The organism is Lactobacillus sp. RTP31084st1_F9_RTP31084_210423 (assembly GCF_040919545.1).
In the GTDB taxonomy this organism is placed as follows: Bacteria; Bacillota; Bacilli; order Lactobacillales; family Lactobacillaceae; genus Lactobacillus; species Lactobacillus paragasseri.
In genome coordinates, this window is sequence record NZ_JBCOVH010000004.1 from 1 (window position 1) to 14,083 (window position 14,083).

At 34.8% G+C, this 14,083-nt stretch carries 13 protein-coding genes; 2 read left to right on the plus strand and 11 right to left on the minus strand.

Going from position 1 to position 14,083, the window contains the following annotated elements:
- Positions 1–145 precede the first annotated feature (145 nt).
- The 4 genes from AB5359_RS08355 to AB5359_RS08370 all read right to left on the minus strand — a co-directional run bounded on the left by AB5359_RS08355 (position 146) and on the right by AB5359_RS08370 (position 6,273).
- Complete coding sequence (locus AB5359_RS08355; protein ID WP_368279784.1) at positions 146–1,546, minus strand: APC family permease; 1,401 nt, start codon at positions 1,544–1,546, stop codon at positions 146–148.
- A gap of 132 nt (positions 1,547–1,678) precedes the next feature.
- Positions 1,679–3,796: an ATP-dependent Clp protease ATP-binding subunit gene (locus AB5359_RS08360; RefSeq protein ID WP_020807620.1), complete on the minus strand. Its 2,118-nt coding sequence runs from the start codon at positions 3,794–3,796 to the stop codon at positions 1,679–1,681.
- Positions 3,797–4,049: 253 nt separating this feature from the next.
- Entirely contained in the window at positions 4,050–4,964 is a 915-nt protein-coding gene (locus tag AB5359_RS08365; RefSeq protein WP_048685509.1) for an alpha/beta hydrolase, read from the minus strand.
- Positions 4,954–6,273 (minus strand): PTS transporter subunit EIIC, encoded by a 1,320-nt coding sequence (locus AB5359_RS08370; protein ID WP_048685506.1) that lies wholly within the window; start codon positions 6,271–6,273, stop codon positions 4,954–4,956. The genes AB5359_RS08365 and AB5359_RS08370 overlap by 11 nt, the downstream gene beginning before the upstream one ends.
- A 167-nt stretch (positions 6,274–6,440) precedes the next feature.
- Between AB5359_RS08370 and AB5359_RS08375 the strand changes: the two genes are divergently transcribed.
- Together AB5359_RS08375 and AB5359_RS08380 are read left to right on the plus strand one after the other, a co-directional pair.
- Positions 6,441–6,677, plus strand: coding sequence for a hypothetical protein (locus tag AB5359_RS08375; protein ID WP_003649831.1), 237 nt, complete (start codon positions 6,441–6,443; stop codon positions 6,675–6,677).
- Between the two features lie 117 nt (positions 6,678–6,794).
- Entirely contained in the window at positions 6,795–7,994 is a 1,200-nt protein-coding gene (locus AB5359_RS08380; protein ID WP_048685504.1) for an MFS transporter, read from the plus strand.
- Between the two features lie 238 nt (positions 7,995–8,232).
- Here the strand turns inward: AB5359_RS08380 and AB5359_RS08385 are convergent, their stop codons facing one another.
- The 7 genes from AB5359_RS08385 to AB5359_RS08415 form a co-directional block, all read right to left on the minus strand.
- Entirely contained in the window at positions 8,233–9,159 is a 927-nt protein-coding gene (locus tag AB5359_RS08385; RefSeq protein WP_048685503.1) for a serine hydrolase, read from the minus strand.
- 26 nt (positions 9,160–9,185) lie between these two features.
- A complete protein-coding gene (gene dltD / locus AB5359_RS08390) occupies positions 9,186–10,487 on the minus strand; it encodes a D-alanyl-lipoteichoic acid biosynthesis protein DltD (protein ID WP_003650905.1) in 1,302 nt (433 codons plus the stop codon).
- Entirely contained in the window at positions 10,480–10,719 is a 240-nt protein-coding gene (gene dltC / locus AB5359_RS08395; RefSeq protein WP_003648200.1) for a D-alanine--poly(phosphoribitol) ligase subunit DltC, read from the minus strand. The genes dltD and dltC overlap by 8 nt, the downstream gene beginning before the upstream one ends.
- Positions 10,720–10,749: 30 nt before the next feature.
- On the minus strand, positions 10,750–11,973 hold the full coding sequence (gene dltB / locus AB5359_RS08400; protein ID WP_003649826.1) for a D-alanyl-lipoteichoic acid biosynthesis protein DltB: 1,224 nt from the start codon (positions 11,971–11,973) through the stop codon (positions 10,750–10,752).
- A complete protein-coding gene (gene dltA, locus AB5359_RS08405; protein ID WP_003650904.1) occupies positions 11,970–13,478 on the minus strand; it encodes a D-alanine--poly(phosphoribitol) ligase subunit DltA in 1,509 nt (502 codons plus the stop codon). The genes dltB and dltA overlap by 4 nt, the downstream gene beginning before the upstream one ends.
- A gap of 20 nt (positions 13,479–13,498) precedes the next feature.
- A complete protein-coding gene (locus AB5359_RS08410) occupies positions 13,499–13,657 on the minus strand; it encodes a teichoic acid D-Ala incorporation-associated protein DltX (protein ID WP_003649824.1) in 159 nt (52 codons plus the stop codon).
- A 137-nt stretch (positions 13,658–13,794) separates the two neighbouring features.
- The gene (locus tag AB5359_RS08415) at positions 13,795–14,082 is read right to left on the minus strand and encodes a hypothetical protein (protein ID WP_048685496.1); all 288 of its coding nucleotides are present in this window, start codon (positions 14,080–14,082) and stop codon (positions 13,795–13,797) included.
- Position 14,083: the final 1 nt, after the last annotated feature.

Sequence of the window (14,083 nt, forward strand, 5' to 3'; positions counted from 1 at the left end):
GCTTTGCCTCCTCGCTCTGCTTCTTGCTTGCCTCAAACAGCATGTATTACTTTACAGACTTTTCTCCTTTTCGTCAACCCCTTTTTTCTAAAAATTAGCAATATTTTTTTAGAGTGCTAAAAAAGGTCTCATTTTGTGAGACCTTTTATTGTTTTTGTAATTTAGAATGTCTTACACCATACGTTACATATACAACTATTCCAGCTATTAACCAAATTCCTACCATAATTTTTGTCATTTTTGGCAGCATCCAGATGAAATATACGCTCAGCAATCCAGATATTATTGGTAAAACCGGATAAAATGGCATTTTGAATCCCTTATTTACAATATCTTTTCTATGACGAAGCGGAATAATTCCAAAAGATATTAAAGCAAAAGCAATTAAAGTGCCAGCATTTATTAAAGACGCTAATTCCATCAATGGGACTAACCCAGCAAAAATAGCTGCTACTATAGTAGAAACGATTACAGCATGATCAGGAATCATCTTTTTAGCATGTACACTCCCCATTGAGTCAGGTAATAATCCATCTCTTCCTAAAGCATAGAGTAATCTTGATCCACCTAGTAGCATTGTAATCATTGCCGTAAAAATTCCTACCAACGCCCCAACTGTGATTAACTTATTCCAAGCAGTTAATCCGACAACTTTTAGTGCATATGCCGCTGGATCGTCAACATTTAATCGCTTATAGTTGACCATCCCAGTCAAAACTAAAGAAAAACTAACATAAAGTAATACTGCAATAATTACTGTTCCCATAATTCCTTTAACTACATTTTTAGCAGGATCTTTAGTTTCAGCACTATTAGCTGCTAAAGCGTCAAAGCCAATGAAAGCAAAGAATACTGTCGCTGCTGCTGTAGAAATTCCACCCATTCCTAATGGCGGAGTTTGAAATTTTTTAGGATAAAAAGGAACATAATTTTCTGCCTTAATATAGAAAAGTCCAATCACAATAAACAAAATGATAATAGCAACCTTAATAATTACTGCTATGTTTTCTACCCGTTTCGATAAATTAGCGCCTTGATATAAAATTAGAGCTACAATCAAGACAATCAAGACTGCAGAAAGATTAATTACTCCGCCCTCCATTGGTCCCGCTTCAAGAGCCTTAGGCAAATGAATACCAATTGGCGCCAAAATATTATTATTAAAATAAGAAGCAAAACCTGTTGCTTCGGCAGAAACAGCCAAGAAATATTCTAATAGTAGTCCCCATCCGATTATCCAACCCACAATTTCTCCGTAAATCACTGAGCCAAAAGAATAAGCAGATCCAGCCACTGGCATAGCAGAGGAGAACTCAGCGTATGCCATTCCAACCATACCAGAAACAATTGCCGCTAGCAAAAACGAAATCGCAACAGCAGGTCCAGCATGTTGAGCGGCTTCATGACCAGGTAAAATAAAAATGCCTGTTCCAATAACTGCCCCAATTCCCAGTGCAACTAAATCACGTGCATTTAAATGTCTAGTTAAGCGAGAATCCGCTTTTAAAAAAGTATTTACTGGAACTTTCTTAAAGAAACTTTTCATTCCAATTCTCCTTAATTTATTTTTAATTATTATACCTGATTTTGTCGGGAATTCTACCCTATAATTAAAATTAATTAAAAAAAAGAGACGGTGAATTAATCCACCGTCTCTTTTCAAGCAAAATAGTATTAACTATTTATTTTCTTTTTTATCAGCTTTTTCAGCTTCTTTAACGTCTTTCTTTTCTTGTTCGCGTGTTTCTTTATCAAACAATACGTCTTCAAGTACTTCACCATTTAAGTATAAGTGCTTATCGTCGATGGTGAACTTAACTTCCTTAGTATCAGGCTTAGAAACAATTAACTTAGCAGCTGGGGTTTCAAGATCTTGTTCAACAACTCTTCTCAATGGACGAGCACCGAATTCTTTATCATATCCCTTCTTAGCCAAGTACTTCTTAGCATCAGCAGTAACATGAAGTTTGATGTTTCTCTTAGCAAGTGATTTCTCCATCTTAGCTAGGTAAAGATCTAAGATCTTAAGCATATCTTCGCTAGTCAATGAATTGAATGGCACAATTGCATCAAGACGGTTCAAGAATTCTGGTCTGAAGTAAACTTCAAGTGCCTTACGTAAAGCATCTTGATCGTCACCCTTAAGTAACTTATCAGAGTATCCAGCGTTTGAAGTCATGATGATGATAGTATCCTTGAAGGAAATTGTTCTACCTTGTGCGTCAGTCAAGCGACCATCATCCATAATTTGAAGTAAGGCATTGAAGACTTGTGGGTTTGCCTTTTCAATTTCGTCAAGCAAGATCAAAGAATATGGTTGGTGACGAATCTTTTCAGTCAATTGTCCGCCTTCACCATAACCAACATAACCTGGTGCTGAACCAATTAACTTGTTAACAGCCATTTGGTCTTGGTATTCTGACATATCCAAACGTACTAAGGCATCAGCCTTACCGAACAACTTAATTGCTAACTGCTTAGCCAATTCAGTCTTACCAACACCAGTAGGACCAGTAAGTAAGAATGAACCAGTTGGACGGTTAGAATCCTTAAATACTTGCTTACGAGCAATTGCATCAGTGATGATATCAATGGCCTTATCTTGGTCAATGACAACCTTCTTCAAGTCAGCAGCTAAGTTAGCGTTCTTTTGAGCTTCATTTGCATTAATTTCACTCATTGGAATACCAGTCTTAGTTTGAATCAAAGAGTACATATCTTCTGGTGTAACTTTAAGTTCACTAGCTTTACCCGCAGTCTTGAGATCTTTCTTGAGGTCTTCAATTTCTTTCTTAAGCTTAGCAGCTTCATCATATTTTTCATTTTTAGCTGCTTCTGCCTTTTTACCTTCTAAGGCATGAATCTTATTCTTGATTGAAGTTTCATCCTTTTGATCCATCCCTAAGGACTTCTTAGCACCAGCTTCATCCATTAAATCAATGGCCTTATCTGGTAAATGACGATCATTGATGTAACGATTTGAAAGTTCAGCAGCAAGCTTTAATGCTTCTGGATCGTATTTTACATTGTGATACTTCTCATATCTTGGAGCTAAGCCTTTCAAAATTTGAACAGCATCTTCAATCGTTGGCTCTGGTACTTGAACTGGTTGGAATCTTCTAGCTAAAGCTGGATCCTTTTCGATTTGTTGGTACTCACTAGTAGTAGTTGCACCAATCAGACGAATTTCACCACTTGCTAATGCTGGTTTCAAAATATTAGCAGCATCCCCAGAATTGTTTTCTGAGTCAGTAGAACCTGCCCCAACAATATTATGTAATTCATCGATAAAGAGAATAACATTCTTGTCACCCTTAGCTTTATCAATAATCTTCTTTAATTTTTCTTCAAAACTACCACGAAGAGAAGTACCTGCAACTAACTCATTAATGTTCAACTCAATAATGTGGGCGTTCTTAAGTTTTTCAGGAACGTCTCCATCAACGATTCTTTGAGCTAAGCCTTCAACTACTGAAGTTTTACCAACACCAGCAGGTCCAGTTAAAACAGGATTGTTCTTCTTACGTCTACTTAAAATTTCAATAACTTGGTCAATAACAGCTGTACGTCCAATGACAGGATCATATTTACCCTTTTTAGCTTGTTCAGTTAAATCAACACCAATTGGCTTTTCCTTTTGTTGTTGGCCATTTTGTGCTCCTTGTTGAGGTGCTTGACCAGCACTATATCTCATTGGTTGTTGACCATTGGTCATTCTTCCATCATTGAAAAAGTCTCTGTTTAATTCATTAAACAAATCATCAAAATTGTAGTTTCCATTGTCAAAGTATGCCATGCTTTACACACTCCTCATATTCTCAAAAATTTTAGCACTTGTAACTAATGAGTGCTAACTACTCACGTTTTTTATTATAACAGGTTATCCACAGAAAGCCAAATATTATATCATGTTTTTTCCACAGATTATTTTAATTTGTGAACAAAATAAGCACAATACGCTATTCAAAGTGCATTGTGCTTAAATAATTTGTGAATTAATATGTCAGATTTGTTTCTAAATTATTTGTTTTTATTATTTTTCCAATCTTTTAATTATTTAACTTTTGGTCTTGCTTTTTTTGACTTCCTCTTGGTCTTTGACCATTTCCTTGCGTGTTATCTCCAATAGTGCTTTCAAGCAAGTATTGTTCAATTAGCTGAACTACTTGCTTATTCTGCGGTAATGATGAGTGCTGAGCATCAGCTCCAGTAACAGTCATCGTAGTATAATGTTTTACTTGATTTTGGAAAATATATTTTCCTGCAGCTACACTACTTTCTGGAACCAACCCATCAGATTCATAATTCTGTCCGCCTGATACAGAATATACATCTAAGTTCTGTGGTATTTTCTTTCGATTCTTAATAAAATCATTTAACATTTCAGTCTTATGATCAATATTACTTTCATTAAAGTTATACGGAGTACCTAAGGTCATTAATTTCTTGATCCGAATTTCATCACTATAATCGTCATAATAATTTTCTAGCCAATAAGTCCAAATCAATCCCCCATTAGAATGTCCAAAGGCCTTAAAATTATTAAATTTGTACTGCTGACTAAGTTGCGCAAATGCTTCATCAAACCAACCAGCTTGTTTTTTGATATTAGCATAGCCATCATGATTGTTTTCAAAACCTACAACAATAAAAGGCTCATTATCATTACGGTTGATTTTTCCACTATATTTCAGCGTTCCATCCTTTTTTACTTGAATTTTCAATAAACTATGCTTTTTAAAAGTATCTTTATTCAGTAAATTAACTAATTCATTAAATCGTTCAGTCGTAGCACTAGAGCCCGGAATCATAATGACTGGTGACATTTGTGATTTTTTTCTTTCAGCTAAATCATGATTGGCACTTTTGATCCAGAAAAAAGTAGGAATGGACAAAACTATTAAAAAAATAAATGTTCCTAGTAAAAGTAGGCGGTTTTTTGACACCCTTTTTTTATTTAACATGTTTATACCCCGCCTCCTTATCATTTAACAAATCAATTTCATCCTGGACATCCTTAGACATTTTAATGATCGGTAAATATAACAAAATATCCAAAGCAAAGAGTAACATCGAAAATACTAAAGCTTGCCACGTTCCATTTGTAGCAATAAATGCTACTAAGGGGCCTGGTGTGCCAGATAAGACATTATAAGCCGAAGCTGGAACCAAATGGACTGCAATCATGCTAGCAGCTAAAAGCATATTCATAACTGGCAAAATTACATATGGAAATAAAAATAGTGGATTAAGCATAATAGGTATACCTAGAAAAGCACCCTGATTAGAACCGAATAATGTCGGTATAAAGCTCCAGCGTGCCACTCTAACAATGCTGCTTTTTTTAATAAAAATTAAAATACCAATTAATAAAACTAAAGTTAAACCGCTACCGCCAAATTTTCCATAAGATTGATATAAAGAATTACCAATATAAGGATTAGGTACATTCCAGCTTGAACCATGAGTTAAAGCATAGTTCAGATTGGCAACATTAGTCGCACTATCGCTACCTGCCGTCAAAGATGCTAAAGGTTGACCAATTCCTAGCCAATTAAGTAGAAGTGCCAAGAGCAATAAAGGAATAAATACTCCTAAGTTTAAATTATTCTGACCTTGATTTTGGAAAAATTGATAAAAATTAGTTGCTACTACACGCACATGCACCAAACTAGTTAAAATTCCAACTATTAAGCCAATTACCCAAGTTGCAAGCATTGGACGGAAAGAATCAAAGGCTCTTTGCTTAATTTGCTGTGCGCTCTCTGTATGCCGATGGTGATACTCAACTCCTAAAAGTCTAAAAATAAGCCCAGTACCAAAACCTATTAAAAGGGCAAATAAAAAGCTATTAATATTTAAAAAACGCCAATTAAAAGAAAGCTGAAAATCTCTCGTGTCCCTAAAACGATACGCACACAAAAGCAAGGCTAACATTCCTGAAACTCCAGCCATTTGAGCATCTTTTTGATAAAGACGAGCAGTATACTGAGCTGAAAAATAGGCGGTAAACAAACCAAAAGTGCCAAATATTACACTGGTAACGCCTTGACAGGAATACCATGCCGCATTAAACAAATGGTCAGGCAACCATTTATCAAAATAGAAAATATTTGATATCAAACTTGTAGGTGAAAAAACACTCTGCCATAAAAATTGGAAAATACTTCCGACAACGGCCAAAGGCATTAGCATCATCAAAGTTCGATCTGCTACTCTAAAAAACGCTAGTCTCCGAAGTCGAACGATAGTTTTAAAAATTATTTTCTCCATATTTCTCTAATCCTTAGTTCTTTAAGTCTAACCTTTAGTTTAAATTAAATATAAAAAGAAACCTATCATTTTTCATTAAAATATCGCAAAAAATACAAAATTCGGGAATCATTGATTCGATAGAGAACATGATATAATGATAAAGAAGATAACAAGGGAGAAAAATTATGGCTAAACGAAGTTTTTCTATTAATGATGAAACTGACCGTCTACTCAATTACTACTTAAATCGTTCCGAAAAGGATTGGGACTCAGTAATTAATGAAGCAATTAAATATTATATCTGCGATCATTTAACACAAAAGCAAGTTCATGAAGCAATAAAGCATACAGGAAAAGATGCTTTTCCAGCAGATGAAGTTCTTCGTAATTTTAATAGCAGCTGGATGAACGGCGATGCTTAATATGGATTGCATAAAAGACTATCTTAGGTCAAAATGAAAGTAGCATTATTAAAAAGAAGCTGACAAACGTCAGCTTCTTTTTATACGATAAATCTTAATTTAAAAGGAGGAACACCCATGTTAAAAAAGCATGCGCTAGACCCTATTAAGTTAATTTGGCTATTTGCTGGTTCTTTAATCATCAATACTGGCGTTAGTTTTATTTGGCCACTAACTACAATTTATATTCACAATTATCTTCATGAGTCTCTTACTATAGCTGGTATTGTATTATTTATTAACTCAGCTTTTACAATGGTAGGAAATGCACTAGGTGGCTTTTTATTTGATAAGTGGCATCCATATCAAACGCTTTTAACTGGTGTAAGCATTTCTACACTATCCACTTTTTTATTAGTCCTCTTTCATGGCTGGCCAGCATATCCAATCTTGTTAATTACTCTAGGCTTAGGGAATGGGATCGTAGTTACTGGTCTAAATTCTATCGCTACTCTAATTAGGAGTCGAAATGCTTCTTATGTTTTTAATGTTTTATATTTTACACAAAACCTAGGACTAGTATTTGGCTCGTTAATGGTTGGATTTATTTTACCCTTTGGTATTACTTATATTTTTCTACTTGCCTTTATTATGTTTGCATTCTTAAGTATCGTGGTTTTTCTTGAATATCGCGGTTTAAATCAGGCTCATGCTGCAAAAGGTAAAAAAGTAGCTGAATCAGAATATCAAGAAAAAATTCCCTATGGTGCAAAAAAAGCTATTTTCTCTATCTTAATTTGTGTTCTAGCAGCGTGGATTGCATATGAGCAATGGAACTCGAACATTTCTTCCTACATGTTAGGCTTACATATGAGTGTGCGTTTATACAGTTTGCTTTGGACTTTAAATGCTGTTTTAATCGTACTCATTCAACCTCTTTTAACTTACTTCGACGATTGGCTAACTCAGCACTTACACGGTCGTTTATATATTGGCTTTAGTCTATTTGGACTAGCTTTCTTGTTGCTAATCGGAGCAAATCACTATTTCAGCTTTGTCTTAGCTATGGCTGTCCTTACTTGCGGAGAAATTTTAGCCTTTCCTGCTGTCTCCACTTTTGTTAATGATCGGGCAAGTAATAAAGATAAGGGAAAATATCAAGGTATTGTCCAATCAGTTACTTCAGCTGGCCGTGCTTTGGGACCACTAATTGGTGCCTTAGTAATTGATAATTTTTCTTACTTAGTTTTATTTATCTTTTGTACCATTCTAGTTTTAATTTCCGTCCTTCTATTTGCAATGATTAATGCCTATAACAAGAAAAAGATCGCTAAATAGCGATCTTTTATTTTATCTAATTTCATAAGAAAAGCCTAATTCCACCAACATCGGAATCAGGCTCACACAGTGTTAGGTACCGTTATTCTGACCAAATAAAAAGCGACGTTTTCGCTACCGTAGAAAACGCACTTTGTTACAACGGTACAGGTAAATCTTAGCACAGCAATCTTACTTACACAACCAGTTTTAGCGATGCTTAAATGGCAAAAAAGAGATGGAAAACATGTTTCCATCTCTATGAAGCAGCCTTTATCAAATTTTCCATAAGATCATTACACATCTGTCTTACTTTAAAATAATCCTTAACCGGATAATTAGACTGAATCACTAATACATCCCTTGTATCATTAGAAATTCGATAGTATGTTGTGTAACCATCTCCAGAACCATTTGAAGAATGAAAATCAGGGAAATTGTAAAAACCAGCATTATACTTAGCAGGATCAGAAGGAGTATAGACTTTTTGTACCGAAGAAGGTTTGATTATTTCTCCATTTAAAATAGCACTAGTAGCTCGATACAGGTCTTTATTGGACATTACCAAGCATCCTGCTCCTAAGTCCCCATGTACCTTATCAGCTGAGATAAAGTGCGGGACTAAGTATCCCTGAGAGCTCTTTGTATAAGGGATTGTAACCTTAATTTGCTTATTCTTAGGAATATCCCAATAAAACTCAGTTTCAGACAGACCCAATTTTTTAATATAAGTATCTTTCACAAGGTTTTCATAAGAACGATGAGTTACTTTTTCCAAAATACCTGATAACAAAATGTAATTAATTGACGAATATACACGTTGATTATAGTGCCGTTTATCAAAAATTACATTGTGCTTGATGTCATACTTAATCCCTGCTTGGTTGTTTTTGAAGACAGGAGTCCCATAATTTGACTCATCTTTTCCTCGTAAACCAGCCTCCATAGTTAGAAGCTGCTCAATCGTTATTTGATTAGCATGCGGAACTTGAGGATAAAATTTCGATAATTTGTCACTAAGCTTTAGTTTCTTTCGCTCAACCTGTTTCATGACTAAAGTACCAGTAAAAACTTTATTGACTGAATTAATGAAAAAAGCAGTCTTCGGCGTATTACGCACTTTTTTACTGATATTAGCATAGCCAGTTGACTCATTAAGAATTACTTTATTATTCTTAATCGCCAAGACGTTACCAATAATTCCTGCCTGTGCTAGTTTTTTTTTATATCTGTCGCTACCTTACTTTTAGTATTTGGCATTTTTACGTCAGATTTATTACCCCAGGCTTTAGTGAAGTAGTAACTATCAAGTTTGTAATTAACCGGATGGTTCTTTTCTTCCATAAATGGCTTAACATATTGATCTACTTTTAACCAACCGTTCCAGCCAAGGTGAATCGTATCTTCCATGAAGAACTTCTTTCCACCATCTTTTGATAAATCGGCGATATTGTTAAAGCCCTGAGAAGTAAGTTGTTTAGTAATTTTAGCAACGCACTCTTGATACATTGTTTGAGATAAGCCGGTGTACTTAGCCCATTTTTCATTAACTGGTGGAATAATAAACAGGACATTCACATGTTCATGAGCTAACTCATTTAATACTAATTCAAAGTCAGCATATTCTGGCGACTTAGTGTAGTCAAAGCTTCGCTGGGAATCTTTTAACTTCTTTAAGTGCTTATTATTTAGTTTCTTATCAAAGAAACCATTAGAAATACCGAATTTATTGTTCGTAGTACCTTGCTTACCTTGTTCATTAGCGAATTGACGCAAATTATCATATGCGTAAGTACCTGGTAATTTACCAGCTTCTTTTTGAATCTTAGGGATATTGTTAGTCATCCCTATAGAAGAAAAGAAGTTATCCTCATTAGCTAGCATTCGACGTCTAGCCTTCAAGTATAAGGTTTGATACTTAGACAGTTTTTGTCCTGAAGCTAATGTCATTAAAGCATACTTCGTAGTTTCACTAGCAGTTCCAGCAGGCATATCTAATAAACGTCTTGCAGCATAGCGCGTAGCAACACTATCTTTAGCACCTAAAATCCAGTCAACAGCTTGAAGCTGAGAAAAGTACATGCCAAAAGCAGCTGGATTTTGTCCCTGTTTAGTAAACCACTGCGGAGAAATAATAAATACAGCCTTCTTATTAGAAAGTTGATTTACTGTTTCTTGCATAGTGAAAAAGTGGGTTAATGATTGACTTCCCGGTCCTCCCAATAAGAAAGGTCGATAATTTCTCTTATATTTATAAGCTAAAACACTTGGGTGCAAAGCATCCATTCTTGATAATTCACTAGAGCCATAAAATGGAACATAGTTTTTTTCAAAAGCGGCTTGCTTAATTGATTGTCCCTTAAAAACAGTCTGAGATTGTGAAACTGAAGCTTTAAATAAAGCATTATCTGACTTTTCACCATTTTGCCATGGAATCAAAAATAAGATCACTAGCAAAATGAAAGCACAAAGAACTGGGCCAAAAATCTGCCACAGTTTGCGTTTATTACTCATTTCTTAAGCTTTCTACCTTTGCAATGATTTTATTTGGAGTGTCCCAATCTTCACGGTGAAATTCTGAAACTGGTGCAGTAACACCACATTTATCTTGTAATTCAAGTAACATTTGAACAGTTGCCATGGAATCTAACAAACCATTTTCAAAAATGTTTTCATCCATTTGATCACTTAAATCTTCACCAGTTAATTCATTTAAAATATCTAAAACAGCTTGCTTTGTATCCATAATTAAGAAAATCCTTTCAAAAATAATAAATTACTTCCAGCCAAACCATAATGTACTCAAGAAACCTGAGAAAATTAGGAAACTGAAACAAACAACATTAAATGTTAAGAAGATCGCAAACCACTTAGTAAACTTATTATGTGGAATTTGCTTACGGTGCTTGCGCTTAAATCTTAGCCAAATATCGTTGATGATAATTGCCAAAGCATGGTAAATACCATATACGATATAGTACCACGTTAAGCCATGCCAAAAGCCCATAATTAAGAAATCTACTAAATATGCGAGTTGCGATAATCTAATTCTATTCTTTACCAATTTATGCTTCATTGCAAAGAATGTAAAACGCATAAAGATAAAGTCACGGAACCAGAAAGATAGAGTCATATGCCATCTATTCCAGAAATCTTTAATATTTTGAGAAATAAATGGTTTATTAAAGTTCATCGGAGTTCTAATTCCCATGAAATATGAAGTACCTACAGCAAATAAAGAATATCCTGCAAAGTCAAAGAAGAGATACATACTATAGCAGTACATATAACCAAGAAGAGCCCAAGATAAACGTAGACCACCATTGGCTTGACCATAAAATAGTGCATCTCTAGCTAATTGCGGCAACCACAAAGTACCAAAGACATAACCAATAATAAATTTATACAAGAAACCTTGGAAAATATATCTTGTCCCAAATTTTAGGTTTTCAATATATTTGTCTCTCTCTGGCGCCTTATCATAGTCTTCCTTAAATCTCCGATAACGATCAATAGGACCTGAGGAAATAGTTGGGAAGAAGAGGAGGAATCTTGCATACGTAATTGGATCAACTTTTTTGATAGTTTTATCGCGAAGTTCCATAATAACTTGCACTGTCTTAAAAGTTAAATATGAAATTCCGAAGAATCCAATTAAATCAGCAGTCTTATTGTGTGCTAATGGTGCGATCTTTACCGCTGCTAAAGGCAAAATTGCTAAGATAACGGCTAAACAAAAAACAGAGGTCTTATTCTTTCCAGAATTAACATACTTTTGATAAGCAAAAGTAATTAAAAATTGGAAAATAATATATCCAATCAGTTGGACTCCCTGTATCCAGTCCTTACCATTAAACATCAAAAACAAGAATAGTAATGAAACGAAAGCTTCATAAGTCTTAAAGCGCCGACCATGATATAAACCAATAATTAATGGCAAAAGCGCAATAAAAAGAATGACGAAGTAACGCGGATTACTATATGGCTGAATGTTGATCACGCGTTATTTACCTCCTTAATTACTTGTTTAATATCTACCTTACCGTTTTGAGAAATTGGCATTTCATCACGATAGATAAAGCGTTGAGGAAGCATATATGGCATAATATCTTGACTTAAAGACTCACGTAGCTTTTTAGTCAATTCAGCATCATCGTACTTTTCTCGCACTCCATCAGCTAATTCAACTACAGCAACTAGTTGTTGAACCTTGTGGTCTTTATTGTACTTAGGAGCAACAACGCCATAACGCACTAATGGGTTCTTGGCGAGATAGAAGTTAATTTCTTCTAGCTCAATACGATAGCCATTGAACTTAACTTGGAAATCTATTCTTCCGCGATAAAAGAGCATATCGCCATCTAAAAATCCTAAATCTCCAGTACGGTAGCTTGAATGCTCTCCGTCTTTAAAGAAAGCAGCCTTAGTCTTTTCTGGGTTATTTAAATAGCCTTTTGAAACACTAGGTCCCTCAATAATAACTTCGCCTTGATCCTTTTCTTCACCTTTTGAAGTATCAATTGAGATTTTAGTATCTTCTTTAGAAACACCAATTGGTAAGCGATCATACTTGCTCAAAATATCATCAGTAATTTCTACTTGAGTAACAGCAACAGTTGTTTCTGTAGGGCCGTAAGTGTTGAAAATATGACTATCTGGGAATTTCATCTTAAGCATTTTTGCTGTTTTATGACTTAATTCTTCACCGCAGAATAAAAAATGAGTTAATTCTGGGTGGTGCTTCGCGTCAAAAGTTGGATCTAAAAAGCTCATCTCTACAAATGATGGTGTTGAAACCCAGACATTAAATTTTAATTGTGGCAAAGTCTTAAATAACTGGCCTAAGTTCTCAGTTACATTATGAGGTAACACTACTAACTTGCCACCTGCAGTTAAAGCAGGATATAAGCTCATGACAGATAAGTCAAAAGAGTATGGAGCTTGTGCTAAGAAACTAGGTTGATCTGGAAGTGAAAAGTCATTTAACTCCCAATTTACAAAGCTCAGCAAGTTATCATGGCTAATTTGCACACCCTTAGGTTTACCGGTAGTACCTGAAGTAAAGATAATATAGAAGTTATCATCCCCACTTACAAATTTACTTTGCTCAATCTCTGCGTGATTGTCAGAAACTTCCTCAGGAGTTAAAACTTTGATATTATCCATTTCAATTGGAAGCTTATCAATTGCAATTACCAAAGGTGATTCAGAAACTTCCTGAATCATTAATAAACGTTCACTATTAGAATAACTAGCAATTGGAATATAAGCATGTCCCGCTTTTACAGCACCAAGAAAACTGGCGATCATTTCAAAGGTTTGACCACCCCAAATCATTACTGGGGCGTTTTCGGGAAGATCTAATTCGCTAATCTTAGCTGCATATGCATCTGAGCGAGCTTTCAAGTCTCCATAAGTATTAGTTTCGCCAAGATAATCATAGGCGATCCGCTTTGGATCTTCAGTAGCAATTTGATCGATTGTCTTGATTACATCTTTAATCATTTAATGCGACCCTTTCAGTTCTAGAAATCTTTATAAATAAATTTTGCAGCCCCAATGCCGCTATATGAGTACAAGTAAACTAGCACTACAAGCACTGCAAAGTAAAAGAGAGTTTTGGCAATGAATAGGCCGATCTCTTTTTTCTTTGTATTATTTTGCTTATCTTTATTTTCTGCCATGCTTACACCTCGTAATCTTTTTTCTAAATTTTACAACATTGTTATAAAACAGGTTAACATTTTTACTATTTCTTAGAAAAATAGCATGAACAGAAGTAATTATACCAAAAATAGCCTTAGTTATGGATAGTTCACTATTATTGATTACGTTTTCTTTCAATAAAATAACCAATTCCTAAGAAAATAGTCGGTAAAATCGAAACAAACACTAACACTACTAAGATTACCTTTAAAAGCCAATCAGGATTTTCCCACTTTTTATCATTGGCATTTGCTAAAGCATAGGCCGAGAATAAAACAATTGTAATAAGGTTTATTAAAAACAAGCTGCTATGCGAATATTGATACAGCATTAAAACACTACTTCCTGATATCAAGCCACTCCAGCCTGCTAATCGTACCCAAAAAGCTATCTTCTTAACCATT